The following is a 24,548-nucleotide window of genomic DNA, read 5'->3' on the forward strand; positions in this document are numbered from 1 at the left end:
TGTTCCTCAGCACGCAATCGCTTGCGTCCTGTGAATTACTTTTTTGGAATTTTAAGTGTTTCCAACACTTTAAAGGTTCCGTTACAAGTATTCGATATTGTTCAATTTTCAAGGTCCTGTGTCGCGCTGTCTTTCGACCGGCGACCTGTTTATTTTACCACATCCGCCTTTGCTTGTCAAGCTCTTTTTTGAAGCTTTTCGCAAGCTCTTTTGCGTTTTGTGGGCGCCCCGCTGGGCGCTCATGTATAGTACTACTCTTTCCTCCTTTTGTCAACCCCTTTTTTCAACTTTTTGGAAGTTTCTTGGCCCTTGACATTTCCGCCCCCTTCCCGGTATGATACAGATACCTATAATAAGGGAAGGAAGTGGATCGTATGCCCTGCGTTACTGTACGGGGATGCCGGATCGGGGAAGGGCGGCCCAAAGTCATCCTGCCCATCGTAGAACAGGACCTGGCGGACATCCTTGCCCGCGGACGGACCTTTGCCGGCCTGGAGGCCGACTGTGTGGAATTCCGGGCCGACTGGTTCAGCGGCTGGCGGGATGCGGACGCCCTGGCCCGGTGCCTGACCGGACTGCGGCAGGCCGTGGGAGAAAAGCTGCTTTTGGTCACCCTGCGCACCCGGCCGGAGGGCGGCCAGGCGGATGCCGCGCCAAAGGAATACGACGCATTCTGCCGCCGGGTGTGCGCCGGCGGCTGCGCCGACCTGCTGGACATCGAGTTCCTGCCCGCCGGGGAGAGGCTGCCCGGCCTGATCGCCGCCGCCCATGCCCGGGGGGTGGCGGTCGTCTGCTCCAGCCACGATTTTTCCGGGACGCCGTCCTGCCGGGAAATGGTGGACCGTCTGTGCGCCATGCAGCGGGCCGGAGCCGACCTGCCCAAGCTGGCGGTCATGCCCCAGAGCCGCCGGGACCTCCTTGCCCTGTTGGCCGCCACCGCCGAGATGGCCGAACAGCACCCGGCCACCCCCGTCATCACCATGAGCATGGGGGCGCTGGGCGGCATCAGCCGGCTCTGCGGCGAGGCGATGGGCTCCGCCATGACCTTTGCCTGCGCGGGCAAGGCCAGCGCGCCCGGCCAGATCGAGCTGGATGTCCTGAACCCCGTGCTGGACCGGCTGCGTCTGGAATCGCTGTCCTAAAAGCAAAACGCGGCGCCGCCTTTGCGCCGCGCCGTGTTTCGGTCTGTGTCCGGATGGCCGCCGCCCTCCGTTTATTTCCGGCCCTTGCCGGTCAGTTTGCCCAGGGCCACCTTCCAGCGGGGGTAGCCCCAGCGCGGGTCGTCGGTGAAATCGTCGGCCAGCTTCCAGGGAAAGATGCCGTCGTCGAAGTAGAGGCTCCCGTCCTCCCCCACCCGGGTCAGCTTTTTGGGCAGGTACTGCTCATCGTAGTAGCCTCTCTTGGGGCGGGACCAGTGCAGGGTGCCGTCGGGGTCCATCCCGTCGCACCACACCCCAAAGACAAAGGTGGCCGCCTCGCCGTAGCAGTGCTGCTCAAAGCGGATCTTCCCGTCGTAGTAGAACTTCATGACTTCCAGCGTGCCCGATTCCTTTTTGCCGTCCCGGCCCAGCACCGGACGGTAATCCTGCTGATAGCGGCAGCCGCAGTGCCTGCCGGCAAAGTCTTTGGCATCGTATCCCATATGAATCCTCCCTTGTGTTCGCTGCGCCTGTGATCCTGTTTCTTTTATGATAACAGACCTTTTTTGTTTTCACAAGGGCCAAAATGGCGCTATAAACAAATCAAAACGATCGTCCCGACCGGACGACATGCGCGTACGGTCGGGACACATACAGGGAAATTTGACGGAGAGAGTGTGCGAGCCGCTTTGCGGTGAGTGCGCGGTTCGACGGCAAATTTTGTCTAAAAGGGGGATATTAGGGGGAAAGGATTTCTGTCGCGCGACTGCGCGCAGAAATGGGTTCCCCCTAAAGACGAGAGTCTTTTCAAATCCCCGTTCCCGTGCTATACTGTTTGCATATCCAGACGAGGAGGTAAAAGGATGCGGTTTTCTACCAAGAGCCGGTACGGCCTGCGCCTGATGGCCGAGCTGGCCTGTTCCACTTCCGGGCGTGCTATGCCCTTGAAGGAGATCAGTGAGCGGCAGCATCTCAGCCTGAAATATCTCGAACAGCTGGTCACGCCCCTGGCCAAGGCGGGTCTGGTCAAGAGCGAGCGGGGCAGCCAGGGCGGATACCGCCTGGCCCGGGACCCCGCCCGGATCACCGCGGGGGAGATCATCGCCGTGATGGAGGGCAGCGTCGCCCCCATCCCCTGCCTGGAGAGCGAGATCAACGAGTGCCCTCTCTCGGACCAGTGCGCCACGCTGCCCTTCTGGGCCGGGCTGGACGAGGTGATCAACCAGTATCTCGAGAGCGTCAGCCTGGCCGACATCGCCAAAAGCATGATGGAAAAACCGGGCGGCGCCTGCGCCTGTGCAAAAAATCGGGCTTTGGGCGAAAAAACACCTTGACATTTCCCGCCAAATCAAGTATAATAAGCAGGCATTCGACGGAATGCCGGGTGTATAGGGGTATAGCTCAGTTGGTAGAGCAGCGGTCTCCAAAACCGCGTGCCGTGAGTTCGAGACTTACTACCCCTGCCAAGAGCACAGTGCCAGCCGGCGCTGTGCTTTTTCTTTTTGTGCCGCCGGGCCGGACCCTATCCCGCGGCCCTGCATAGAATGAGGCACAGACGGAAGGAGCTGCTGGTATGGATCTTGAATATCTGCTGCTGTTGCAGCGCCTGCGGGAAAGCGCGGGCGCGGTGCTGACGCCCCTGATGGAGCTTGTCAGCGATCTGGCCGCCAGTCCGGCGACGGTGGCGGCGGCGGCCTTTGTCTTTTGGGCGGTGGACCGGCATTTCGGCAATTTCCTGATGATGAACTATGTGGGCAGCAGTCTGCTGACCCAGGTCATCAAGCTGACCGCCTGCGTCTACCGTCCCTGGGTGCGCGACGCGCGGCTCCATCCGGCGCCGGGCGCCCTGGATACCGCCACCGGCTATTCCTTTCCCTCGGGGCACACCCAGAGCGCCATGGCCATCTACCGCAGCATCGGCCTGTGGTACGGCAAAAACCGGCCCTGGCTGGCGCGGCTGATGGGGGCCATGGTTTTGCTGACCGCCTTTTCCCGCAACTATCTGGGGGTGCACACCTTCCAGGACGTGGCGGCCAGCATCCTGCTGTGCGGGGCGTATCTGTGGCTGAACGGCCGTCTCATGGAGCGTGTGGAGCGGCAGCCCGGCCTGGACGCGGCGGTGGCCGCCGGCGGGATGGCGGCCGCCTTGCTGGCGGTGGTCTGGTTTTTGTGCAAGAGCTATCCCATGGACTATGTAGACGGCGTGCTGCTGGTGGACCCCCTCGCCATGATGGAGGACGGCTTTATGGCGGCGGGGATGGTGTTCGGCTTTTACCCCGGCTGGCTGATCGAGCGGCGCCGGCTGCGCTTTTCCACCCGGGAGCACCGGCCCTGGCAGTTCGCCCTGGCGGGGGCGGCGCTGATCCCCATGCTGGGGCTGTATCTGCTTTTGCCCCGCGCCCTGGCGCCGGTCTGCGGCGCTCTGTGGGCCGAGTTTATCAGCTGCGCGCTGCTGGCTTTCTACGTCATGGCCGCCGTCCCCGCCCTCATCTGCCGCATCCAGCGCGGCGCGCGCCGGGCCGGCTGACCTTGCCCCTTCGGGGGCTTTTTTCGTATCCGCGTCCTTTTAAAAAAATCGAAAATTGGCCCTTGACAACGCCGCCCCCGGCTGGTATAATAAAGCACGTTCCGGCGGTCAGACGCCGGCGGCCATCGCAAGTATGGCCCGGTAGCTCAGTTGGTTAGAGCACCAGCCTGTCACGCTGGGGGTCGTCGGTTCGAGCCCGATCCGGGTCGCCATATGCTGCTATAGCTCAGTTGGTAGAGCGCATCCTTGGTAAGGATGAGGTCTCCAGTTCAAATCTGGATAGCAGCTCCAGGCACAGCCCTTCCAAAGCGGTCTGCTTTGGAGGGGCTTTTTTGTTTGCCCTCCGGCCCCGTATGGGCGCATCTGCCGGTTTTGGGCCGCGGCGGCCCCGGCTTTTGTCCCAAAGCGCCAAAAAACGCCGGCTTTATTGACGAACGGCCTTCGGAGGGCTAATATAAAAAGGGGAAGTTAACGGTATGCAACTTCCCGGTTTGGAGGTGTGAAAGATGTATTTGAAGGACGCACAGATCGGGCGGACCTACATTGTGGAAAAGATCGGCCTGCCCTTCCAGCTCGAACGCCGGCTGGAGGCGCTGGGCATGACCAACGAGACCCCTGTCTCGGTGCTCAACCGCAAGGGCAAGGGCATCCTGATCATCAAGCTGCGGGGCACCCGCTTCGCGCTGGGGTATAACATTACCAAAAACATCGAAGTAAAGGAGGGTGAGCCCCATGCCTGAGCGCAGCGGACACGACATGACCATCGGCTTCATCGGCAATCCCAACTGCGGCAAGACCACCCTGTTCAACGCCTACACCGGCGCCAACCTCAAGGTGGCCAACTGGCCGGGGGTCACGGTGGAAAAGGTGGAGGGCGCCGTCCGGCACCACGGCCTGAACATCCATCTGGTGGACCTGCCCGGCACCTACAGCCTGACTTCCTACACCATGGAGGAGACGGTGTCCCGGCAGTTCATCCTCAGCGGGGAGGTGGACGTCATCATCAACGTGGTGGACGCCTCGGCCCTGGAGCGCAGCCTCTACCTGACCTTGCAGCTGCTGGAGCTGGGCAAGCCGGTGGTGATGGCCCTGAACATGATGGACATTGTGGAAAAGCGCGGGATGGAGATCGACCTGCACCGCCTGCCCGAGATGCTGGGCATCCCGGTCATCCCGGTGTCGGCCCGGCAGCGCCGCGGCCTGGACGCGCTGCTCCACGCCGCCGCCCACCACAAGGACAGCACCGGGCCCGACCCCCTGGTGCACCAGCACAAGACCGTCTCCCATCACCGGCACGACCACCACGCCGAGTACACCATGGTCTATTCGGACCCGATCGAGGACAAGATCGACCAGATCATCCCCGCGCTGCACGCGCGCTACCCCGGCCTGACCAACGAGCGCTGGCACGCCCTCAAGCTGCTGGAGGGGGACAAGGAGATCTGCGAGAAATACCCGGTGGACCTGCCCCAGGTGCTGGACCGCAGCTATGAGTCGGACATCATCAACCAGAAATACGACTTCATCGGGGAGATCCTGGACGAGGTGCTGATCCACAAGGAGCGGCAGGATATCCTCACCGAGCGGGCCGACCGGCTCCTGACCAGCAAGGTGTGGAGCATCCCCATCTTCCTTGTCATCATGGCGGCCATCTTCTTCTTGACCTTCACCATCGGCGACTGGCTCAAGGGCTATCTGGAGCTGCTGATCGGCTGGCTGTCCGACGGGGCCGCCGCCGCCCTGGCCGCCATCCATGCCGGGGACGTGCTGTCCTCCCTGATCGTGGACGGCATCATCGCGGGCGTGGGCACCATCGTCACCTTCCTGCCCAACATCCTGATCCTGTTCCTCTGCCTGGCTCTGCTGGAGGACAGCGGCTACATGGCCCGGGTGGCCTATGTGATGGAGGGCATCATGAGCAAGCTGGGGCTGTCGGGCAAGGCCTTCATCCCCATGCTGCTGGGCTTCGGGTGCACGGTGCCGGCCGTCATGGCCTCCCGCGCGCTGGAAAACAAGCACGACCGGCTCAAGGTGATGCTGGTGACCCCCTTCATGAGCTGCAACGCCCGGCTGACCATCTACATCCTCTTCTCCGAGATGTTCTTCGGGGACAACGCCATGGTGGTGGCCTACTCCATGTACCTGATCGGCATTCTGGTGGCCATCCTGGTCACGGCGCTGCTCCATCTGATGGACCGGAAAAAGAGCGTCAACTACCTGCTCATCGAGCTGCCCGAATACAAGCTCCCCGACGCCCGCACGGTGGCCATCTATGTCTGGGAAAAGGTCAAGGATTACCTGGAAAAGGCCGGCACCACCATCTTCATCGCCACCCTGCTCATCTGGGTGGTGCTGAACTTCGGCCCCGCCGGCTACACTCCCGCCATGTCGGACAGCTTCGGCGCCCTCATCGGCAAGGCCCTGACCCCCTTCTTTGCCCCCATCGGCCTGGGCTTCTGGCAGATCGCGGTGGCCCTCATCGCGGGCATCTCCGCCAAGGAAGTGGTGGTCTCCAGCTGCGCGGTGCTGTTCGGCATCGTCAACGCCAGCTCGGAGGCCGGGATGGCCGCCTTTGCCGCCGCCCTCGAGGGGATCGGCTTCGGGCCCTTCAACGCCCTCTGCCTGATGATCTTCTGCCTGCTGTACATCCCCTGTGCCGCCGCCCTGGCCACCATCCAGAAGGAATCGGGCAGCTGGGGCTGGACCGTCTTTACCGCCGCCTTCCAGCTGGCGGTGGCCTGGCTGGTCACCTTCGCGGTCTATCAGACCGGTATGCTGCTGCTGTGAGAAAGGAGGCGCGGGCATGAGCACCCTCTTTGCGGGCCTGCTGATCCTGGCGGCCCTGGCGGCCTGGACCTTCTGGGCCCTGCGGCGTCTGCGGCGGCGCAAAACGCACGGCGGATGCAGCTGCTGCTCCGGCCGCTGTCCCTGGCGCGGCCGCTGCCGCTGAGGCCGGTCCCCCCTATACAACAAAAAAGCACTGCCCCCGGCCGGAGGCGGTGCTTTTTCTTGTTTCAGCGCATCTTCTCCCGTTCCAGGAAAAACCGGAGGGCGCCCAGGAGGTTGGCGTCGTTGCCGTACTTGCAGCGCACCACTTCGGGCTTGCCGAAGGGGGTGAAGAAGATGGCGTCGTACAGCTGCCCGAGCTTTTCCCGGATGATGCCGGTGACCTCGGGCCGGGCGCTGATCCCGCCGCCGATGGCGTAGCGCTCCAGGTCCAGCACCGACTGGACCGCATAGATGCCGGCGGCGGTCATCTCGCCAAAGGTATCCAGCGCTTCCACGGCCTCCTTCTCCCCGGCGTCGTAGGCCGCAAAGAACTGCAGGCCGTCCAGCCCCGCCGGGTCCACCCCCTTGCGGATGGCGTACTGGTGCAGCAGGCCGGTGGCCGAGGCATAGTGGGCCCACAGCAGGTCGGTGTCCAGGTCATGGGAGCCCTTGCCCATCCCCGCCAGCCCCGCAAACCGCACCGGCAGCACCGACAGCTCCCCGGCCGCAAAGGTGGTCCCCATCCAGACCTTGCCGTCCAGCACCACGCCGCCGCCGGTGCCGGTGCCCAGCACCACCACCGCGCCGTTGGACACCCCCTGCAGCGCGCCGCTCCACAGCTCTGCGCTGGCGGCGCACTTGGCGTCGTTGGCCGCGCACACCGGCTGGCCCAGACACGCGGCAAACAGCTGTCCCACCGGCGTATCCCGGATGTAGGTGAACATCCCGCCGGTGTGGGCGATGCCGCGCTTTGTATCGATCCGGCCCGGCATCGAGACGGCCACGCCCGCATACGCCCCCTGGAACTGCTGTCCGATGCCGCGCAGCACCTCCAGCAGATGCTCCATGCTGTCCAGGGGGGAGGGGACCTTCCCGCTGGCTGCGATCTCGCCCTGGGGCTCCATCAGGGCATACTTGATGAAGGTGCCCCCCATATCCAGCGCCAAATACCGCTTCATACCCTTGTTCCTTTCTGCAAATACGCTGCCTCAATACCAGCCAAACAGGGACTGCCCGCCATCCAGGGCGCGGATCCGTTCCATCTCCTGTTCGGTGAGGGCAAAGTCGAAGATGGCAAAGTTTTCCTCCATCCGCTGCCGGTGCACCGTCTTGGGGATCACCCCGATCCCGTTCTGCACCAGATACCGCAGGGCCGCCTGGGCAGCCGTCTTGCGGTGGGCCGCGCCGGCCTGCACCAGCTCGGGCTGCGCAAAAATGTCCCGCCGCCCCTCGGTGAAGGGGGCCCAGGACTGCATCCGGATGCCGCGCGCCGCCAGCCACTTCTGCAGCTCCAGCCGGGGATGGTAGACGTGGGACTCGATCTGGTCCACCGCCGGCGTCACCCGGCAGCAGGCCAGCAGCCGCTCCAGGGCCGCCTGGTCAAAGTTGGACACCCCGATGGCCCGTATCCTGCCGGCGTCATAGGCCTCCTCCAGGGCGCGGTACATGGCGGGCGCCTCCGGATAGGGCTCATGGATCAGCATCAGGTCGATGTAATCCACCCCCAGCGCCCGCAGGGAATCCTCCACCCCCTGCCAGGCCTTTTCATAGCTGGCGCTGGGGCGGTAGAGCTTGGTGGTGAGGAAGATCTCCTCCCGGGGCAGGCCGCTCTGGCGCACCGCCCGCCCCACCATCTCCTCGTTGCCGTACATCTGGGCGGTGTCCAGCAGGCGGTAACCCACCTCCAGGGCCTGGCGGATGCAGCGGCAGCCCTCCTCGCCCCGCACCTCCCAGGTGCCATAGCCCAGCAGGGGCATCCGTACCCCGTTGTTCAGCGTCGTATACTCCATGACCTGCCCTCCTGCACGTTCCGCTTTTGGACCATTGTACCACACCGCCGCGGCCAAGTCGAGGGCGCCGGGCCCTTTTCAGGCCGCCGGGACGGGCACCGTGAAGGTAAAGCAGAACCAGCGGTCCTTGCAGCTGATGGCGTACTCGCCGCCATAGCGGACCAGCACGCTGCGCACGTTGGCCAGGCCCACCCCGTGGCCCGGCTCCTGCTTGGTGGAGGCGGGCAGCTCGTCCCCGTGAAGGGGCACATCCTCCCGGACGCGGTTGCGCACCGACACCACATATTCCCCGTCCATCTGTTTGATGCGGACGTTGATCTGGGGCGGGTCGGCCTGGGCGGCCGCGCGGATGGCGTTGTCCAGCAGGTTGCTGATCACCGTCACCATGTCGGTGTTGCTGAGGGGGAACTGCCTGAGGTCGCACAGATCGAAGTTCATCATGATCTCTTTTTCCGAGGCGCTGTGATAGGCCCGGCTGAGCAGCGCGTCCAGCAGGGGGTTGTGGGTGTTGACCACCGACGTTCCCGCCGAGATGCGCTGGGCCACGCTGGCCAGGTACTCCCTGGCCCCGGCGGCGTCCCCCTTGTTCAGGTAGAAGTTGACCGCGTCCATGTGGTTGGTGAACTCATGGGTCAGGCGGCGCTGGGCCTGGTAGGATTCCATCAGGGCGTCGGCCCGCTCCTGCTCCATCTTCATCTGCAGGGCGGTCTGGTTGGCCTGGGCCAGCCGGGCGTTGAAGATGGCCAGCAGCGCAAAGTAGATCATCACCGAGATGACCAGGCCCAGGCAGATCAAAAACAGAAACTCATATTGCAGCGACATCTGCCCAAACGCCGTCAGGATGACGCTCAGCAGCGTCAGCACGGTCAGGTACAGGCCGCTGAGCCGCCGCTGCACCGGCTCCTCCACCCAGGACTGCTTTTTCAGCACCCGGATGCCCAGGTAGACGAACAGGTTGAGCAGAAGGTACAGCACCATGATCTCGGGCGTCAGCCAGACCTGGGCCAGCCGGATCTGGCGGAACCGGGCCACCAGCGACCCCAGCAGGTTGCCATAGAACAGGGTGATCCCGCCGCAGGCCACCACCGAAAACGCCTTTTTGGTCAGCGTGCCCCCAAAGAACATCGAGGCCATCAGCATCCGCAGCGCGTTGAAAAACAGCGCCCAGAACGAAAAGGCGGTGTAATGCCCCCACAGCCCCTGGGTGGCGGCCCACAGGGCCAGCGAGCCAGCCACCGACGCCCACAGGGGCAGCCGGCCCTTGCCCAGCAGGGCGTACTGGATCTGCAGTGCAGCCAAAAACTCCCCCAGGCAGGGCAGCGCCAGCGATTGCAGCGCATCAGACATCTCCAAACCGCCCCTTCCATTCCAGATAGATGCTCCGCACTTGGGCGTAGCTGGTGCGGCTGACGCTCAGCTCCACGCCGTTGTCCATCCACACCTTGTACCCGATGATCCGCCGGACATACCGCATATTGACCACCGCGCTGCGCCCTATGCGCAAAAAGCCGCTCTCAAACAGGGCGTTTGGCAGCTCGGACAGCTTGCCGTAGAAGATGCACAGGGGCTGGCGGGGCACCCGGCCCAGCACCTGGATCCTGCGCCCCGCGCTCTCCAGCGAAAAGATGTCGTCGTAGGGCACCCGCACCATCTCCCGGTTGACTTCCGCCAGCAGCACCTTCTGTTTTTTGAACATCTCGGCGTACAGGTCCTCCAGGCAGGCCGGCAGCGCCCGGCGGATATCCCCTTTCAGGATGTAGCGGAACGCGCTGACCGTGTATCCCTGGGGCGCAAACTCCAGATAGGCCGATATGTACACCAGCATGATGGACGGGTTTTTCTGCTTGAGGATGCGCCCCAGCTCGATGCCGTTGGCGGTGACCAGGTCCACATCCAGAAACGCCAGCTGGTACAGCTCCAGCCCTTCCAGGGCCATCATCTCCCCCGCGCTGATGCAGATCCTGCACTCCGCCGGCAGATGCCGGGCCGCAAAAAAGGGCTGCACCATCTTCTGCACCCGCTGGCAAAATCCGAGGTCGTCATCGCAAATCAAGATCTTCATACACCCTGTTCCCCTCTGTCCCAAAGCCCGCCCGGGTCCGCGCCGGGCCGGCATCCTGCACCTTTATTATCATAAAAAATACACAATTTTACAGGGCTTGTCAAGCCGGGCGGGCGGGGCCGGACCCCAAAAAGCAGCCCCCGCCTTCCTGGCCGGAGAGCGGGGGCTTTGGTTCTGTCGATGGATCGCCGCGGCTTTCTCAGCCGGGCAGCTCGTCTTTGGGGTCGCGGTTCATCAGGGTGTCCACCGCGTCGGCGGCGCTCATCCCCTGGTTGACCACAGCGTTCACCGTCTGGACGATGGGCATATCCACCCGGTAGCGCCGGGCCAGCTCCAGGGCGGCGGGCAGGGCGTTCATCCCTTCCACCACCATGCCCACTTCCTGCACGGCCTGGGAGGGGGTGCGGCCCTTGCCGATCAGCTGGCCGGCCCGGTTGTTGCGGCTGTGCTGGCTGGTGGCGGTGACGATCAGGTCGCCGATGCCGGCCAGGCCCGCAAAGGTATGGACGTTGCAGCCCATGGCCACACCCAGCCGGGCGATCTCGGCGATGCCGCGGGTGATGAGGGCCGCCCGGGCATTGTCGCCATAGCCCAGGCCGGTGGAGATGCCCACCCCCAGGGCGATGACGTTTTTGAGGGCGCCGCTCAGCTCCACCCCCTTGATGTCGGGGTTGGTGTACACCCGCATACACTGGTTGGTAAACGCCTCCTGGATGATGGCTGCGGCCTCGGCGTCCGGAGAGGCCGACACGATGGTGGTGGGCAGGTCCAGGGCCACCTCCTCGGCGTGGGTGGGGCCGGACAGGGCCACCAGGCGGATGCCGCGGGGACCGTCCTCCTTGCCCAGCTCGTCGGCCAGCACCTCGGTCATGGTGAACAGGGTCTCGGGCTCGATGCCCTTGGCCACATCCACGATCAGCTGGCCATAGCGGATATAGGGGCGCGCCTTGGCCGCCGTGGAGCGGACGAACACCGAAGGCACCGCAAACACCAGGATATCCTGGCCGCTGCACACCTCGGCGATCTCCTTGGTAAAGCGCAGCGACTCGGGCAGCACCATACCGGGCAGGTTGGGATGGACCCGCGTGCGGGCCAGGTCCTCCACCTCTTTGGGGATGGCCGACCAGACCAGCACGTCGCTGCCGTTGACCGCCAGCATCCGGGCCAGGGCGATGCCCCAGGTGCCTGCACCCAAAATACCAATTTTTCGTGCCATTGCTCGCAACCTCCGTATTCTCACCCCGGCTGTGCGGGGCGAATTTCTTCTTCTATTGTACCCCAAAACCGCAGGGCCCGTCAAGACGCCCGCCGGCCGCCGCCCAGCTTCCACACCGCCAGGGCGATGAGGGCGTTGCCCCCCAGGATGGTCACCATCCACAGCGCCGAGACCCACACCGGCTGCTCGTAAACATACAGGAACGGATAGGGTCCTTTATACACTTTGGCAATGTTGGCGGCCAGCACCACACTGCCGTACAGCAGCGTAGGCACCAGGGCATACCGCACCGTGCGCCGGGGCAGGGCCGGGGCGCGTTCCAGCAGGGTAAAGGACAGGAAGGCGAGCACCGGATTGAGGAAGTGATTGTACAGCATCGAGCTGGTCAGCAGCATGACATAATGGCCGTCGGGGCCATACATGGGGGCCAGCACAAACACCACCGTCAAAAAGGTCAGCATCAGGCAGCAGGTGACGACATACTTGAGGGTGCGGGCCCAGGCCGGCATCTCGCCCCCGGTGCACAGCGCCCGCAGCTGGCACAGGGCCACCGCCAGGCAGACCGCCATCGCAAAGAGGTTGGACAGCTCGGTGTAAAAAAGAAACATCTGTTCCCGGACCCCGCTCCAGCTCAGGGGGATGGCAACGGTCTCCATCCCAAAAACAGCCAGGTTGGCCAGGATCGAAAGCGCCTTCTGCAGGCGGCTGGTATGCATCAATCGGTCTCCCTCCCAGCAGAAAGAGCGGGCCCGACAGCCCGCCCCCTTTTATTTTGCCGTGTTGATGAAATGGCGGTTGTCCACCAGGTACTTGATGCCCGAAATGGCGGTGACCGCGGCCACCAGCCAGCACAGGGCGCTGGAGATCAGGCAGACCGCCATGGTATCGGTGGGCCCGGCCAGGGCGGCGGCAAAGTAATAGAAGATGATGCTCAGCATTTGCAGCACCGTCTTGACCTTGCCCCACATGTTGGCCGCGATCACCTTGCCGTCCTTGGCGCCGGCCGCCACCATCCGCAGGCCCGACACCGCAAACTCCCGGGCCAGGATGACCGCCAGCACCACCGGCGAACACACCCCGTCCCGCATCATATACAAAAAGGCGACCGTGGTCAGCAGCTTGTCGGCCAGCGGGTCGGCAAACTTGCCAAAGTCGGTGATCAAATGCCACTTGCGGGCCAGGTGTCCGTCCAGATAGTCGGTGAAGCTGGCCACCGCAAACACCACGCCCGCCGCCAGATACCAGGCGGCTGTATACCCTTCCGTGTTGTACCGGGTCATGGACGCAAACACCATGAACACCGGCACCAGCAGGATGCGGGCCATTGTCAATTTGTTGGGCAGGTTCATCACAGATCCCTCCTGATTCGTTCCATTCCGGCATATACGCGGCGTTTACGCCTTTTTGTATATGCCTTCTGCCCTGCCGGAGCTTACGTTCCGGAATAGCTCAGTCATGCATTCCCCTCTGTATTTTCCCCGTCCAGCCGGCCGTACAGGTCGTACAGGTCGCTCTCCTCGATATGGACGTCGTAGAACCGGCCGGGGTAAAGGGGTTCCTCGCTGGCGACGCACACCGCCCCGTCGATCTCGGGGGCGTCTGCGGCGGTGCGGCAGATGTACAGCCCGCTCTCATCGTCCAGGCCGTCGCACAGCACCCGCAGCGTCTGGCCCACCTTGCCGGCCTGCTTGCGGGACATGATGCCGGTCTGGATCTCCATGATGAGGTCGGCGCGGCGCTTTTTGGTCTCCTCGTCGATCTGGCCTTCCATCGAGGCGGCCCGGGTGTTCTCCTCCGCCGAATAGGCAAAGCAGCCCAGCCGGTCGAACTGCACCTCCTTGACGAACGCGCACAGCTCCTCGAACTGGGCCTCGGTCTCCCCGGGGAAACCCGCGATGAGGGTGGTGCGCAGGGTGATGCCGGGGATGGCCGCACGCAGCCTGGCGATCACATCCAGCAGCTCCTGCCGGGTGGAACGGCGGTTCATGTTGTGCAGGATCTCGTCGTTGCAGTGCTGGATGGGCAGATCCAGGTAGGGCAGCACCTTGGGGTTGCGCTGCATGGCCGCGATGAAGTCGTCGGTGATCCGCTCGGGGTAGGCGTAGAGGATGCGGATCCACTCGATCCCCTCGATCTCGTTCAGGCGGTCCAGCAATGCGCAGATGCTGCCGGGTCTGCCCCAGTCCTCGCCATAGGCGGTGGGGTCCTGCGCCACCACCACCAGCTCCTTGACCCCTTCGCTGGCCAGCCACCGGGCCTCCGCCACACAGTCATCCATTTCCCGGCTGCGCAGCGGCCCCCGGATCAGCGGGATGGCGCAGTAGTGGCAGCGGTTGTTGCAGCCCTCCGCGATCTTGAGGTAGGCGTAGTGGGCCGGCGTACCGATCACCCGCTTGCCTCCCAGGGGGAAGTCCCGCTTGGGGCCGTAGCTCTCCAGCTGCTCGCCCTCCGCCACACGGGCGGCGATCCGATCGATCATCTGGTTGGAGGCGCAGCCCACCACCGCGTCCACCTCGGGGATCTCGGCGCGGATCTGGCTGCGGTAGCGCTCGGCCAGGCAGCCGGTCACCACCACCTTGAGGCCGGGGTTTTGCTCCTTATAGCTGCACGCCTCCAGGATATTCTCGATGGCCTCCTCCTTTGCGCTCTCGATAAAGCCGCAGGTATTGACCAGCACCATGTCGGCGTCCTGGATGTCGGCCACCGTCTCGTGCCCTGCGGCCAGCAGGGTGTAGACCATCCCATCCAGGTCCACCTGGTTTTTGGGACAGCCCAGGGATATACAGGCAATTTTCATGTTGTCGCTCGTCTTTCTTGTTTTCATTCCTCGCCGGCCCCGTCCAGCGCCTGCCGGATCACCCGGTGGGGAAAGCCCCGCCGGGCCAGCGCGGCGGCCACCAGGTCCCGCCGGCCCGCGGCCAGCTTGGACCGGTACGGCCCCGCCACCAGGGCGCAGGCGGCCTCCAGCTCGGGGTCCGCGTCCTCCCGGGGGGCATAGGCCTCCTCCAGGGCGGCGTCGATCTGCTCGTCGGTCAGTCCTTTGCCCCGCAGGGCCATGGCGGCTGCCAGCCGGCTTTTGCGCGCCCGCTGCAGGCTGCGCGCCTTGAGAAGGGCGTAGCGCGCATCGTCCAGCAGCCCCGCCTGGACCAGGCCGGCCACCGCCTGTGCGGCGGCCTCGGGGGTGTGATGGGCGCACAGCTTTTCATACAGCTCGGCGGAAGCATAGTCCCGCCCGGCCAGCAGGGCCAGAGCCCGGTTGCGGGCCTCGGCCGGGTCGGCGGACAGCTCCCGGGGCTTTCGGGGACCGCGCTGCCACGCCATGGCTTAATCCTCCACCATGATGTCCAGCTCGCTCTCGCTGCTGGGGGCGGGCGCCTTGACCACCGGGCCCTCGGCGGCGGCCTTGGGGGCGGCCTCCTGGGCGGCTACCGCGGCGCTGCCCTTGGCCATGGCGCCCCGGCGGCCGGTGGAATAGAGCTTGTCCGCGTTGGCGCGGATCTGCCCTTCGATGTCGTTTGCGATCTCGGGGTTGTCCGTCAGGAACTGCTTGGCGTTCTCACGGCCCTGGCCCAGGCGGATGTCCCCATAGTTGAACCAGGCGCCGCTCTTTTGGAGGATGCCCAGCTTGACGCCCACGTCGATCAGCTCGCTGGTCTTGGAGATGCCCTTGCCGAACATGATATCGAACTCGGCCTCACGGAAGGGGGGCGCCACCTTGTTCTTGACCACCTTGGCCCGGGTATGGTTGCCGATGAACTGGCCGGAGGAATCCTTCAGGCCCTCCACCCGGCGCACGTCGATCCGCACCGAGGCATAGTATTTCAGCGCCCGGCCGCCGGTGGTGACCTCGGGGTTGCCGTACATGACGCCCACCTTTTCGCGCAGCTGGTTGATAAAGACACAGACCGTGTTGGTCTTGCCGATCACCGACGTCAGCTTGCGCATGGCCTGGCTCATCAGGCGGGCCTGCAGGCCCACATGGCTGTCGCCCATCTCGCCCTCGATCTCGGCCCGGGGCACCATGGCCGCCACCGAGTCGATGACGATGGCGTCGATGGCGCCGGAGCGCACCAGGGCTTCACAGATCTCCATGGCCTGTTCACCGGTGTCGGGCTGGCTGACCAGCAGGCTGTTGATATCCACTCCCAGCGCGGCGGCGTAGTTGGGGTCCAGGGCGTGCTCCACGTCGATGAAGGCCACCTCGCCCCCCTTTTTCTGGGCTTCCGCCAGGATGTGCAGCGCCAGGGTGGTCTTGCCGCTGGATTCAGGCCCGTAGATCTCGATGATCCGCCCTCTGGGCACGCCGCCCACGCCCAGCGCCAGATCCAGCCCCAGACTGCCGGTGGAGATGGCCTCCACCTGCAAGGCGGCGTTGTCCCCCAGCTTCATGATCGCACCCTTGCCGAACTGCTTTTCGATCTGGGCCAGCGCGGTGGAAAGCGCTTCCTTCCGGGCGTCCGGCTCGGTCTTTTTGACCGCCGTGGCCGCCGCTGCGTTGTTCTGATTTTTAGCCATACCCTGATGCTCCTTTGCCGGTTTTCCAATACAGGACCATGTCCCGATCTCTTTCCTTTATAGTATAGCACAAATCGGCAGAATTACAACAGTAAGTTGTAAAGTCAGCGCACATCCTCCGCTCCGCCGGGGGCCCGGGCCGTGATGCAGCGGTCGTTGCCGCCGTAGTCCCTGCGGCAGGCGACGGCGGTCCAGCCCGCATCCTCCAGCAGGGCGGTGACGGCCCGGCGCTGCTGCCAGCCGATCTCCAGCACCAGCGCCCCGCCCGGGCGCAGCGCGGCCCGGTAATCCGCCGCGATGGCGCGGTAAAAATCCAGACCGTCCTCCCCTGCGGCCAGGGCCATGGCGGGCTCCCGGGCCGTTTCGGGCTGCAGGTGTTCCATCTCGCCGGCGGTGAGGTAGGGGGGATTGGACACGATCAGGTCCAGCTGTCCCGCCGGAAGCTGCCGCCAGTAATCAAAGAGGTCTCCCTCCTCCACCCGGACGGCCGGCGTCTCCAGGCCGGGCAGGCCCAGCCGGGCCAGAGCCTCCGCCTCCGCAAAGGCGTCCGGCTCCAGCAGGTCCTCCATGCCGCCGGGGGCCTCCGGCTGGCCGGCCAGAGCGCACCGGGCGTTCAGCCGCAGATAGGCCAAAGCCTCGGGGCTTTTCTCCAGGCAGGTCACCTGGGCGTCGGGGCGCAGGGCCTTGACCCCCAGCCCCAGACAGCCGGTGCCGGCGCAGAGGTCCAGCACCCGGGGGCAGTCCACCCCTTCCAGCAGGCGGACCGCTTCTTCGGCCACCACCTCGGTGTCGGGGCGGGGGCAGAGCACCCCCGGCCCTACCGCCAGTTCAAAGGTCAGGAACGGCCACCGCCCGCAGATGTATTGCAGCGGTTCCCGGCCGGCCCGGCGCCGGGCCGCCTCCTCCAGGCGCCCGGCCTCTTCCGGGCTGAGGGGACGGTCGGACAGCCGGGGGTCCCGGCCTGTGGCCAGGCGGAACAGTTCCCGGGCGTCGCAGGCGGCGTCGGGACAGCCCGCGGCCTCCAGACAGCGCTCCACCGCGGCCAGGGCCTCCCGGGGCGGCTGGCCGGCGGTCACCATCTGCCCTCCTCGGGGCGCTCGGGCAGCACCGGCGTCACCGCGCGGATGGCCACCTCGATCATGCTGTCATCCGGCTCAAAGACGGTCAGCCGCTGGACCCACAGGCCGGGCTGGCGCACGATGCGGCTGAGCAGGCCGTCCGACCGGCCGCACCATTTGAGCAGCTCGTAGCTGATCCCCATGACCAGGGGCAGCAGCAGCAGCTTGAGCAGGACCCGCAGGCCGGTGCTGCTCCAGGGCAGCACGCTGTAAAGGAACACGCTGATGATGACCACCAGGATCAGAAAGCTGGTGCCGCACCGGGGATGGAACCGGGTGTATTTGCGGACGTTCTCCACCGTCAGGGGGTCGCCGGCCTCGTAGCAGGCGATGGTCTTGTGCTCCGCCCCGTGGTAGCGGAACACCCGCTCGATCTCCTTCATCCGGGAGATCAGGAACATATAGCCCAGGAAGATGCAGACCTTCAGCACCCCCTCGATGATCACCCGGGGCCAGCGGCCCAGCTCCACAAAATGGCCGATGCCCGCCACCACCAGGGTGGGCAGCACGGTGAACAGCAGGATGGCCCCCAGGCCGCCCACCACCGCCGCGCCGGTGAGCAGCACCTTTTCGGCCTTTTCGCCCAGATGCTCCCCCACCCATTTTTCAAAGGCGGTCTCCTCCTCTTCCTCGTCGTACTCGTCCCCCATGCTCACCTGGGCCGAGTACATCATGTAGCGGTATCCCACCACCAGGCTCTCGATCATGGACACGGCCCCCCGCAGAATGGGGACCTTCATCCACGGTTTGCGCGCCGGCACCGGGTCGGTCTTGGTCTCGATCTCCCCGTCCGGCCGGCGGACCGCACAGCAGATCAGCCGGGGGCCCCGCATCATGATGCCTTCCATCAGGGCCTGGCCCCCCACACTGGTCTTGAAACATTCTTTTTTGGGCTCGTTCATTGGTCTTTTTACTCCTACGTTCGCTTTCTTTTTTATTGCCGGTAGAGCGGCAGGCCCAGGGTCACCACCGTGCCCCTGCCCAGGGTGCTGCGCAGGTCCAGGGTGCCGTCCAGGGCCGTCATGATGGAATCCACCAGTGCCAGCCCGATGCCGCTGCCCCGCACCGCGTTGCTGCCCTTGACGAACTTGGACTTGACGCTGCCGATATCCTCCGGCGGGATGCCCCGGCCCTGGTCGATGATCTCCACAAAGGCTTTATACTCCCCGGCCCACAGCTTGACGGTGATCCGCCCGCCGGGGGCCGAATATTTGATGGCGTTGTCCAGCACATTGATGAACACCTGCCGCAGCCGGTCGGGGTCGGCGTAGACCGGGATCATCTCCTCCGGCTCGGCGTAGGAGAGTTCCAGCCCCTCCTGCTGGATCCGGGGCTCGCAGAACAGCAGCGCGTCGGTCAGCTCGGCCACCAGGTCCAGCGGACGGCACTCCATGTGGATGCCGCCGTTTTGCAGCCGGCTGAAATCCAGCAGCTCCTCCACCATATTGTACAGGCGCCCCGTCTCGCTGTGGATGATGTCCAGCCCCTTGCGGTAGTTGGCGTCCTGGGGGTCGTCCAGGGTCTCCAGGGTCTCCACCCAGCCCCGGATGGAGGTCAGGGGGGTGCGCAGCTCATGGGACACCGAGGAGATGAACTCGTTTTTCATCTTTTCGGTCTCGGCCAGGCCCCGGGCCATCCGGTTGATGCTGCCCCGCAGCCGGTCCATCTCGTCCCGCGGAGGATCGGTCTCGGGCAGGCGGACCCCCAGGTCCCCCCGGGCGATGTCGGCGGCGGCCCGCTCCACCTGGCCCAGCGGCACCACGATGCTGCGCACGAAGTACAGGCCCGAGGTCACCGCAAAGCCCAGCGCCGCCCCCGCCACCAGCAGGCTCAGCAGAACGGTGTTGAGCAGCTGCTGGCGCACCAGGGACAGGCTGGTCACCATCCGCATGGCCGATATCTCCTCGGCAGCATAGGGCACCAGACAGCACACCGACATCACCAGCTCCCCGGTGGAGGTGGTGTAGACCGCGGTGCCGTAGCCGTCGGCGGAGGTCTGGGCCTCCTCAAAGTCCCGGGCGCTGATGATGCCGGCGGCGCTGGTGCCGCTGGTACTGGCGATCACGCTGCCCTGGCCGTCCAGCAGCATGAACTCGTATTTGTCTTTGTCCGAAAACTGCTCCACCATCCGGCGCAGAGCCAGGCTGCGGTTGGCCGCCATCCGGCGGGCGGTGTCCCCGCCATAGACCTTCAGCTGGCCGCTGATGGAGGAAAAGCGCTGGTACATGCTCTGCTGCACCCCGTCGTAATAGCTGCGGGTGGTGCTGTACAGGAACATCCCCTCGATCACCACCAGCAGCAGCACGGTCACCAGCAGGCTGCCCCGGATCCAGCGGCGGGTGATGCCGCTGTGCAGGCCGGCGGTCCCGGGGTGTCGTTTGTGTTTCAGGCGTTTCATCATCCGGGCGCGTCACTCCTCCCAGCGGTAGCCATAGCCCCACACCGTCAGGATATGGGCCGGATGGGAGGGCTCGTCCTCGATCTTCATCCGCAGGCGGCGGATGTTCACATCCACGATCTTGACGTCCCCGAAGTAGTTCTCCCCCCACACCCCTTTCAGGATCCGCTCCCGGCTGAGGGCGGTGCCGGGGCTGCGGAAAAACAGCTCCATGATCTGGAACTCCACCTGGGTCAATTCGATGGGCCGGCCCGCCTTGAGCAGCAGGCGGCGGTTCTCGTCCAGGATAAAATCGCCGCTGACCAGGGTGGTGGGACCGTCGTTTGGTTCGCCGGCGCTGCGCCCCACCCGGCGGCAGAGGGCTTCCACCCGGGCCAGCAGTTCGCTGACCGAGAAGGGTTTGGTCATATAGTCGTCCGCCCCGATGGACAGGCCCCGGATCTTGTCCTGTTCCTGCCCCTTGGCGCTGAGGATGATGATGCCGATCTTCTGGTTGGAGCGGCGGATGGTCTCACAGAGGGAAAAACCGTTCATCCCCGGCAGCATCACATCCAGGATGGCCGTGCTGCACCCGGGGTCCTGCTCCAGCAGGGCCAGGGCTTCCTCGGCGCTGCCCGCCTCCAGCACTTCCATGCCGGCGCGGCGCAGGTTCAGGGCGATCATTTCGCGGATGCTGGCCTCGTCCTCCACAACTAGCACTTTTACCATCGGTGTTACCCTCCATATCACAACAGATAGAACGAGCGGGACAGCCGGTACAGCGGGTCTGCCACGGCGGTATCGGGGCCGAACTGGGCCTGCACCAGGTGGTTGGACACCACGCCCAGCCTCGTCCAGCCGGCGGTGCGGTCGGACAGGCTGGTGATGCGCAGGGTGAGATACAGCTGCTGGCCGTCCTGGCTGCGCAGCTCCACCTCGTCCCGGCCGCCGGCCCCGTCGGTGAGCATCAGGCTGCCGTACCACTCCATCGGCAGCTCCAGGTAAAAGCCCAGTTCCTCATCCAGGATGCCGAAGCTCTTGCGGGGCTGGGCGCTGGTGTAGTCCATCCAGAGGATAAAATCCATCCGGCGGCCCTGGCTCATATTGATCAGGCCCGCCCCCTCGGGCTGGGTGGGGATCTCCACCACCCCGTCCCGGTCCAAATCGCGGCTGGTCAGGTCGGGCACATTGCGCAGCGACGCCTCATACAGCGCGTCGGCCCCGATCTGGCGGGCGGGCTCCATCTGCTGGGTCAGCTCGTTGTAGCGCAGCAGCACCGAGGCCAGGTTGGAGCCGGACACCCCGGTCCAGCCGTCCAGCACCAGGTACTGGCCCCCATAGGCCCCCATGCCGGCGGCCAGGGAGGCGCAGCCGGTGAATTTGTCGGGCGAGAGGCCCATCACCGACGCCTGCCGGAAGCCGCCCTCCCGGTCCGAGATCAGCAGCTTGATCTGGTCGGCCCCCTGCTCGTCGGTGCCCATCAGCACCAGATCCTCATACCCGGTGCCGGTGATGTCCTCGATCAGGTACTGGTCGTAGGGCTCCGCCAGGATGGCCTGGATCCTGCCCTCCGTATAGGCGTACACCGCCAGATAGCTGACCTCCTGGGAGGCGTTGTAGCCCACCACGATCTGGTTGGCGCCCCCCTCCTGCAGGCGGGCAAAGCGGACGGTGTCCACCGTCTCGGTCAGGCCCTCCACCGCGTCCTGCACCTGCCATACGCCCTCGGCGTCCTTTTGGAGCACCGCCAGACAGATGTTGGGGGTATCGGCCGTGGAATAGAGCACCGCGGCGTCCTGCTGGCCGTCCCCGTCAAAGTCGCTCATCAAAAAGGGGGACAACAGCTCCCCGTTCATGGGATATTTCAGCTGGGCGCTCTCCTCCAGCCACTGGTTCAAAGCGGACTGGATCTCGCCGTAGTCCCCTTCCAGCCGGGGCGCGCGCAGCAGCTCCTCCACGCCGGCCCGTTCGGTCCCGGGCAGGGCGCACCCTGCCAGCAGCGCCGCGGCGCACACGGCCGCCGCCAGCCGTTTCGGCAGCTTCATCCCTATCCCCCCTTGCAAACCAAGCGATACAGTATGAGTATATCATGCCCTTTTCTCAAAGGCAACGCCGGAATGGCCGTTTTAGGGTGTATTATACCATCCAAATGTGACGATTTTTATAACAAAGTCCCTCCCCTCCGATCAAAAAAGTCCCGTCCAGCCGACATGTGCGGATGGACGGGACACACATAAAATTCACTCCAGGATCTCAGCGCACTTGCGCAGCCACTGGATCACCGGCAGGTGCTGGGGGCAGGCAGCCTCGCACTGACCGCAGGCGATGCAGTCGGAAGCCTTGCCGCGGTCCTGGATGGCACGGGCATAGGCCTCTTTTGCCGGACCGGGGTCCTCCTGGGCCAGCTGCTTGTTGGCGGCCGCAAAGATCCTGGGGATCAAGATCTGCCGGGGACAGCCCTCCACGCAGTAGCCGCAGCCGGTGCAGGGAATGGCCGCCGAGCGGGCCAGGATCTGCTGGGCCTGGGCGATGACCGCCCGCTCCTCCGGACCCATGGGCGCGAACCGGGTGAAGGTGGCCAGGTTATCCTGCATCTGGGCCAGGTCGGACATACCGGACAGCACCGCCAGCACGCCGTCCAGGCTGGCTGCAAACCGCAGCGCCCAGGACGCATACGAAGCGCCGGGGCGGGCCGCATCGAACAGGTCCTTGACCGGCCGGGGCGGGTCCGCCAGGGCGCCGCCCTTGACCGGCTCCATGATGACCACCTGCTTGCCGTGGCGGCGGGCAATGCGGTAGTTTTCCCCCGCCGTCACCTCGGGGTTATCCCAGTCGGCATAGTTGATCTGCAGCTGGACGAAATCCACGTCGGGATGCAGCGTCAGCAGGCGGTCCAGCAGCGCCGGGGTGCCATGGAACGAGAAGCCATAGTGCCGGATCAGCCCCTTCGACTTCTGTTCCCGGGCAAAATCCCACAGATCCCACTTGTCGTAGTCCCCGGCATTGGAGTCCTGCACGGCGTGCAGCAGGTAATAGTCAAAATAGCCTGCGCCGGTGCGGGCCAGGCTCTGTTCCAGCTGGCTCTTTGCATCCTGCTCGCTCCGGGCCACCCGTGCGTTCAGCTTGGTGGCCAGAGTATAGCTGTCCCGGGGATGCCGCTCCACCAGCGCCCGGCGGGCCGCCTCCTCGCTGCCGTTGTAGACATAGGCCGTGTCAAAATAGGTGAACCCCGCCTCCAGAAATGCGTCCACCATCCGGCTGGTCTGGTCCACGTCGATCTGATCTCCCTGCTTGGGCAGCCGCATCAGGCCAAAACCCAGCGGCGCGTGCCTGGTTTCTGTGCTCATCGTCTCTCATCCTTTCCATTCTCCGCCGGATGCCCGGCTTGTTGGTTGGCTCAAGTATAGCACAGATGGAAAGGGAGGGGAAGGATACAAATCCCTATCATTTGTCAGGTCATACTCTTTTGTACCGCCGAACCCTGTGCTCCGGCGGGCTTTTCTTGAGCGCAAGCTGCCGGTCGATCACAATCGGCACAGAAAGCAGGAAGTAAACCATATAGCCGGCGTCTGTGTGCAGCGACGAATTATAAACGGAAACAAAAATGGACATCAGAGCAACAACGCTTGCCACCTGTACCATTGTTTCTATGGCGGCTTGGTTTGGCAGCTCCGTCCATAACGCTTTGTTTTTCCGCAGTTTTCTGCAAGCAAAAAATACGCCCACAAAAAAGGATTCAAACAAAACCAAACCAATGGCTCCCGTCTCAATGTAAACGAGTGCATCCGAAAACCACTGATAATGCAGATCCCGATAAGTCAGATAAAAGCTGCTGTTGAAAAAAGAAAACGCATCGGAATAGCTGGCATTTCCCAGTCCTATCCCAAAAAGCATCCCTCCCACATTTTCAGAAAGAAACCTTCTGTAAAGTTCCGGGACTGCATTGAACCGGTTGAGGTCGCCGGAGCCAGTATAGCCTCTATCGCCCAGATAATCGAAAATCTCTCCCGAAAAGAAGAAATCGAAGCCAAAATTCTCAAAGAAATAACCCAGCATTGCAATCCCCCCCAAAAAACCAGCAACTCCCAGCACCACCAGTACGATGTCTCTGGCACTGTATTTTGAATGGAGGATGGCCAAAATCGAGATCGCCGCCAATTCAAACACAAACACCTTGAGTTCCGCTATTGCCATCATATAAAAAGATCCCAGCAGAATAAACACCAGTTCCCCTATGCTTCTCGTTTTATTGAGATATTCTATCATGCTGATGGCAACAATGATGATCAAAAAAAGGTTCAAGTAGCCGTTGCATCCAGATGCCGTTCCAAACATTCCCCCAATGTTATCGCCGCGGTATCCCATTGCATACTCAATGGTACATAAGACCAGATTTATAACGAACGCCATCTTGAAATAGGACAGCATCCGAGGGATATCTGTCAAATCCAAAAAGATCGAGCAGGCCCAGACAAGGATATAATAGCGAAATGTATTTCTGAGCCCCCATAGATAGAGCAGCGGCGAGCCGTACACAACAAACAGTCCCGCCAGCGTTGAGGCAAAAAGGATACCAGTCCACATCAGAAAAATCGTATAATACCGTCCCGAGAAATCGTATATCCTCCTGGATATAAGGGAAAAGAACAAAATAAACAACAAAATAAAATCTATCCCATATGAAACAGCAGAGGGCAAACCCAAAACGTCTATGCAAAAGCTGCAGAAAAACAAATAATACATACAAAACCATAGCAATGATTTTATAAATGATCTTTTGTTTGACTCTATCTGCTTCATCGTCTTCATCATCCAT

At 63.7% G+C, this 24,548-nt stretch carries 25 protein-coding genes and 3 tRNA genes; 10 read left to right on the forward strand and 18 right to left on the reverse strand.

Annotation, left to right across the window (positions count from 1 at the left end; translation table 11 throughout):
• Nucleotides 1-192, forward strand: a 192-nt coding sequence (locus B5E66_RS13245) for a hypothetical protein (protein ID WP_206393069.1), incomplete at its 5' end; no start/stop codon positions are given.
• Between the two features lie 182 nt (nucleotides 193-374).
• Entirely contained in the window at nucleotides 375-1,142 is a 768-nt protein-coding gene (gene aroD / locus B5E66_RS10460; RefSeq protein ID WP_087232607.1) for a type I 3-dehydroquinate dehydratase, read from the forward strand.
• A 71-nt stretch (nucleotides 1,143-1,213) separates the two neighbouring features.
• On the opposite strand, the gene B5E66_RS10465 is transcribed toward aroD, so the two are convergent.
• Entirely contained in the window at nucleotides 1,214-1,642 is a 429-nt protein-coding gene (locus B5E66_RS10465; protein ID WP_087232609.1) for a hypothetical protein, read from the reverse strand.
• Between the two features lie 360 nt (nucleotides 1,643-2,002).
• On the opposite strand from B5E66_RS10465, the gene B5E66_RS10470 reads away from it, so the two are divergent.
• The 8 genes from B5E66_RS10470 (at nucleotide 2,003) to B5E66_RS12930 (ending at nucleotide 6,616) form a co-directional block, all read left to right on the forward strand.
• Nucleotides 2,003-2,473: an RrF2 family transcriptional regulator gene (locus tag B5E66_RS10470; protein WP_087232612.1), complete on the forward strand. Its 471-nt coding sequence runs from the start codon at nucleotides 2,003-2,005 to the stop codon at nucleotides 2,471-2,473.
• A 56-nt stretch (nucleotides 2,474-2,529) separates the two neighbouring features.
• Nucleotides 2,530-2,605: transfer RNA gene (locus B5E66_RS10475), tRNA-Trp, on the forward strand.
• A 107-nt stretch (nucleotides 2,606-2,712) separates the two neighbouring features.
• A complete protein-coding gene (locus B5E66_RS10480) occupies nucleotides 2,713-3,666 on the forward strand; it encodes a phosphatase PAP2 family protein (RefSeq protein ID WP_087232614.1) in 954 nt (317 codons plus the stop codon).
• A 135-nt stretch (nucleotides 3,667-3,801) separates the two neighbouring features.
• Nucleotides 3,802-3,878 (forward strand) — tRNA-Asp (locus tag B5E66_RS10485).
• 3 nt (nucleotides 3,879-3,881) lie between these two features.
• Nucleotides 3,882-3,957 (forward strand) — tRNA-Thr (locus B5E66_RS10490).
• A gap of 215 nt (nucleotides 3,958-4,172) precedes the next feature.
• Nucleotides 4,173-4,406 carry a FeoA family protein gene (locus tag B5E66_RS10495; protein ID WP_087232617.1) on the forward strand — a complete coding sequence of 78 codons (234 nt, stop codon included), beginning with the start codon at nucleotides 4,173-4,175 and terminating at the stop codon, nucleotides 4,404-4,406.
• Nucleotides 4,399-6,453 carry a ferrous iron transport protein B gene (gene feoB, locus B5E66_RS10500; RefSeq protein WP_242956016.1) on the forward strand — a complete coding sequence of 685 codons (2,055 nt, stop codon included), beginning with the start codon at nucleotides 4,399-4,401 and terminating at the stop codon, nucleotides 6,451-6,453. Before B5E66_RS10495 ends, feoB begins: the two co-directional genes overlap by 8 nt.
• A gap of 16 nt (nucleotides 6,454-6,469) precedes the next feature.
• Entirely contained in the window at nucleotides 6,470-6,616 is a 147-nt protein-coding gene (locus B5E66_RS12930; protein WP_143406980.1) for a FeoB-associated Cys-rich membrane protein, read from the forward strand.
• Between the two features lie 64 nt (nucleotides 6,617-6,680).
• Here B5E66_RS12930 and B5E66_RS10505 read toward each other — a convergent pair whose 3' ends face one another.
• The 17 genes from B5E66_RS10505 to B5E66_RS13110 all read right to left on the reverse strand — a co-directional run bounded on the left by B5E66_RS10505 (nucleotide 6,681) and on the right by B5E66_RS13110 (nucleotide 24,532).
• The gene (locus tag B5E66_RS10505) at nucleotides 6,681-7,613 is read right to left on the reverse strand and encodes an ROK family protein (RefSeq protein ID WP_087232620.1); all 933 of its coding nucleotides are present in this window, start codon (nucleotides 7,611-7,613) and stop codon (nucleotides 6,681-6,683) included.
• Between the two features lie 30 nt (nucleotides 7,614-7,643).
• Nucleotides 7,644-8,444 (reverse strand): aldo/keto reductase, encoded by an 801-nt coding sequence (locus B5E66_RS10510; RefSeq protein WP_087232623.1) that lies wholly within the window; start codon nucleotides 8,442-8,444, stop codon nucleotides 7,644-7,646.
• 78 nt (nucleotides 8,445-8,522) lie between these two features.
• Complete coding sequence (locus B5E66_RS10515; protein WP_087232626.1) at nucleotides 8,523-9,791, reverse strand: sensor histidine kinase; 1,269 nt, start codon at nucleotides 9,789-9,791, stop codon at nucleotides 8,523-8,525.
• Complete coding sequence (locus tag B5E66_RS10520) at nucleotides 9,784-10,506, reverse strand: LytR/AlgR family response regulator transcription factor (RefSeq protein ID WP_087232629.1); 723 nt, start codon at nucleotides 10,504-10,506, stop codon at nucleotides 9,784-9,786. Before B5E66_RS10520 ends, B5E66_RS10515 begins: the two co-directional genes overlap by 8 nt.
• Nucleotides 10,507-10,705: 199 nt before the next feature.
• Nucleotides 10,706-11,722: an NAD(P)H-dependent glycerol-3-phosphate dehydrogenase gene (locus tag B5E66_RS10525; protein WP_087232632.1), complete on the reverse strand. Its 1,017-nt coding sequence runs from the start codon at nucleotides 11,720-11,722 to the stop codon at nucleotides 10,706-10,708.
• An 80-nt stretch (nucleotides 11,723-11,802) separates the two neighbouring features.
• Nucleotides 11,803-12,438, reverse strand: a complete 636-nt coding sequence (locus B5E66_RS10530) for a hypothetical protein (protein ID WP_242956018.1) — start codon at nucleotides 12,436-12,438, stop codon at nucleotides 11,803-11,805.
• A gap of 51 nt (nucleotides 12,439-12,489) precedes the next feature.
• The gene (gene pgsA, locus B5E66_RS10535) at nucleotides 12,490-13,071 is read right to left on the reverse strand and encodes a CDP-diacylglycerol--glycerol-3-phosphate 3-phosphatidyltransferase (protein WP_087232635.1); all 582 of its coding nucleotides are present in this window, start codon (nucleotides 13,069-13,071) and stop codon (nucleotides 12,490-12,492) included.
• A 104-nt stretch (nucleotides 13,072-13,175) separates the two neighbouring features.
• Nucleotides 13,176-14,519 (reverse strand): 30S ribosomal protein S12 methylthiotransferase RimO, encoded by a 1,344-nt coding sequence (rimO, locus tag B5E66_RS10540; protein WP_087232638.1) that lies wholly within the window; start codon nucleotides 14,517-14,519, stop codon nucleotides 13,176-13,178.
• A 23-nt stretch (nucleotides 14,520-14,542) separates the two neighbouring features.
• Nucleotides 14,543-15,043: a regulatory protein RecX gene (locus B5E66_RS10545; protein WP_087232641.1), complete on the reverse strand. Its 501-nt coding sequence runs from the start codon at nucleotides 15,041-15,043 to the stop codon at nucleotides 14,543-14,545.
• A gap of 3 nt (nucleotides 15,044-15,046) precedes the next feature.
• Nucleotides 15,047-16,237, reverse strand: a complete 1,191-nt coding sequence (gene recA / locus B5E66_RS10550) for a recombinase RecA (RefSeq protein ID WP_087232643.1) — start codon at nucleotides 16,235-16,237, stop codon at nucleotides 15,047-15,049.
• 104 nt (nucleotides 16,238-16,341) lie between these two features.
• Nucleotides 16,342-17,316 carry a N5-glutamine methyltransferase family protein gene (locus B5E66_RS10555; protein WP_087232646.1) on the reverse strand — a complete coding sequence of 325 codons (975 nt, stop codon included), beginning with the start codon at nucleotides 17,314-17,316 and terminating at the stop codon, nucleotides 16,342-16,344.
• A complete protein-coding gene (locus tag B5E66_RS10560) occupies nucleotides 17,310-18,257 on the reverse strand; it encodes a DUF1385 domain-containing protein (RefSeq protein WP_087232648.1) in 948 nt (315 codons plus the stop codon). The genes B5E66_RS10555 and B5E66_RS10560 overlap by 7 nt, the downstream gene beginning before the upstream one ends.
• A 32-nt stretch (nucleotides 18,258-18,289) precedes the next feature.
• On the reverse strand, nucleotides 18,290-19,711 hold the full coding sequence (locus B5E66_RS10565; RefSeq protein ID WP_087232702.1) for a sensor histidine kinase: 1,422 nt from the start codon (nucleotides 19,709-19,711) through the stop codon (nucleotides 18,290-18,292).
• A gap of 54 nt (nucleotides 19,712-19,765) precedes the next feature.
• Nucleotides 19,766-20,461, reverse strand: a complete 696-nt coding sequence (locus B5E66_RS10570; protein ID WP_087232651.1) for a response regulator transcription factor — start codon at nucleotides 20,459-20,461, stop codon at nucleotides 19,766-19,768.
• Between the two features lie 17 nt (nucleotides 20,462-20,478).
• Complete coding sequence (locus B5E66_RS10575) at nucleotides 20,479-21,777, reverse strand: hypothetical protein (RefSeq protein WP_242956015.1); 1,299 nt, start codon at nucleotides 21,775-21,777, stop codon at nucleotides 20,479-20,481.
• A gap of 195 nt (nucleotides 21,778-21,972) precedes the next feature.
• Nucleotides 21,973-23,079: an aldo/keto reductase gene (locus B5E66_RS10580; protein WP_087232654.1), complete on the reverse strand. Its 1,107-nt coding sequence runs from the start codon at nucleotides 23,077-23,079 to the stop codon at nucleotides 21,973-21,975.
• Between the two features lie 109 nt (nucleotides 23,080-23,188).
• Entirely contained in the window at nucleotides 23,189-24,532 is a 1,344-nt protein-coding gene (locus B5E66_RS13110; protein ID WP_158098353.1) for a hypothetical protein, read from the reverse strand.
• Between the last annotated feature and the right edge of the window lie 16 nt (nucleotides 24,533-24,548).

It is taken from the genome of Faecalibacterium sp. An121 (assembly GCF_002160915.1).
Classification (GTDB): Bacteria; Bacillota; Clostridia; order Oscillospirales; family Ruminococcaceae; genus Faecalibacterium; species Faecalibacterium avium.

What these genes read in the sequence shown, in the direction of transcription:
- aroD (WP_087232607.1), top strand. Translation starts at nt 375, where the DNA reads ATGCCCTGCGTTACTGTACGGGGATGCCGGATCGGGGAAGGGCGGCCC.
- B5E66_RS10465 (WP_087232609.1), bottom strand. Translation starts at nt 1,642, where the DNA reads ATGGGATACGATGCCAAAGACTTTGCCGGCAGGCACTGCGGCTGCCGC.
- B5E66_RS10470 (WP_087232612.1), top strand. Translation starts at nt 2,003, where the DNA reads ATGCGGTTTTCTACCAAGAGCCGGTACGGCCTGCGCCTGATGGCCGAG.
- B5E66_RS10480 (WP_087232614.1), top strand. Translation starts at nt 2,713, where the DNA reads ATGGATCTTGAATATCTGCTGCTGTTGCAGCGCCTGCGGGAAAGCGCG.
- B5E66_RS10495 (WP_087232617.1), top strand. Translation starts at nt 4,173, where the DNA reads ATGTATTTGAAGGACGCACAGATCGGGCGGACCTACATTGTGGAAAAG.
- feoB (WP_242956016.1), top strand. Translation starts at nt 4,399, where the DNA reads ATGCCTGAGCGCAGCGGACACGACATGACCATCGGCTTCATCGGCAAT.
- B5E66_RS12930 (WP_143406980.1), top strand. Translation starts at nt 6,470, where the DNA reads ATGAGCACCCTCTTTGCGGGCCTGCTGATCCTGGCGGCCCTGGCGGCC.
- B5E66_RS10505 (WP_087232620.1), bottom strand. Translation starts at nt 7,613, where the DNA reads ATGAAGCGGTATTTGGCGCTGGATATGGGGGGCACCTTCATCAAGTAT.
- B5E66_RS10510 (WP_087232623.1), bottom strand. Translation starts at nt 8,444, where the DNA reads ATGGAGTATACGACGCTGAACAACGGGGTACGGATGCCCCTGCTGGGC.
- B5E66_RS10515 (WP_087232626.1), bottom strand. Translation starts at nt 9,791, where the DNA reads ATGTCTGATGCGCTGCAATCGCTGGCGCTGCCCTGCCTGGGGGAGTTT.
- B5E66_RS10520 (WP_087232629.1), bottom strand. Translation starts at nt 10,506, where the DNA reads ATGAAGATCTTGATTTGCGATGACGACCTCGGATTTTGCCAGCGGGTG.
- B5E66_RS10525 (WP_087232632.1), bottom strand. Translation starts at nt 11,722, where the DNA reads ATGGCACGAAAAATTGGTATTTTGGGTGCAGGCACCTGGGGCATCGCC.
- B5E66_RS10530 (WP_242956018.1), bottom strand. Translation starts at nt 12,438, where the DNA reads ATGCATACCAGCCGCCTGCAGAAGGCGCTTTCGATCCTGGCCAACCTG.
- pgsA (WP_087232635.1), bottom strand. Translation starts at nt 13,071, where the DNA reads ATGAACCTGCCCAACAAATTGACAATGGCCCGCATCCTGCTGGTGCCG.
- rimO (WP_087232638.1), bottom strand. Translation starts at nt 14,519, where the DNA reads ATGAAAATTGCCTGTATATCCCTGGGCTGTCCCAAAAACCAGGTGGAC.
- B5E66_RS10545 (WP_087232641.1), bottom strand. Translation starts at nt 15,043, where the DNA reads ATGGCGTGGCAGCGCGGTCCCCGAAAGCCCCGGGAGCTGTCCGCCGAC.
- recA (WP_087232643.1), bottom strand. Translation starts at nt 16,237, where the DNA reads ATGGCTAAAAATCAGAACAACGCAGCGGCGGCCACGGCGGTCAAAAAG.
- B5E66_RS10555 (WP_087232646.1), bottom strand. Translation starts at nt 17,316, where the DNA reads ATGGTGACCGCCGGCCAGCCGCCCCGGGAGGCCCTGGCCGCGGTGGAG.
- B5E66_RS10560 (WP_087232648.1), bottom strand. Translation starts at nt 18,257, where the DNA reads ATGAACGAGCCCAAAAAAGAATGTTTCAAGACCAGTGTGGGGGGCCAG.
- B5E66_RS10570 (WP_087232651.1), bottom strand. Translation starts at nt 20,461, where the DNA reads ATGGTAAAAGTGCTAGTTGTGGAGGACGAGGCCAGCATCCGCGAAATG.
- B5E66_RS10575 (WP_242956015.1), bottom strand. Translation starts at nt 21,777, where the DNA reads ATGAAGCTGCCGAAACGGCTGGCGGCGGCCGTGTGCGCCGCGGCGCTG.
- B5E66_RS10580 (WP_087232654.1), bottom strand. Translation starts at nt 23,079, where the DNA reads ATGAGCACAGAAACCAGGCACGCGCCGCTGGGTTTTGGCCTGATGCGG.
- B5E66_RS13110 (WP_158098353.1), bottom strand. Translation starts at nt 24,532, where the DNA reads ATGAAGCAGATAGAGTCAAACAAAAGATCATTTATAAAATCATTGCTA.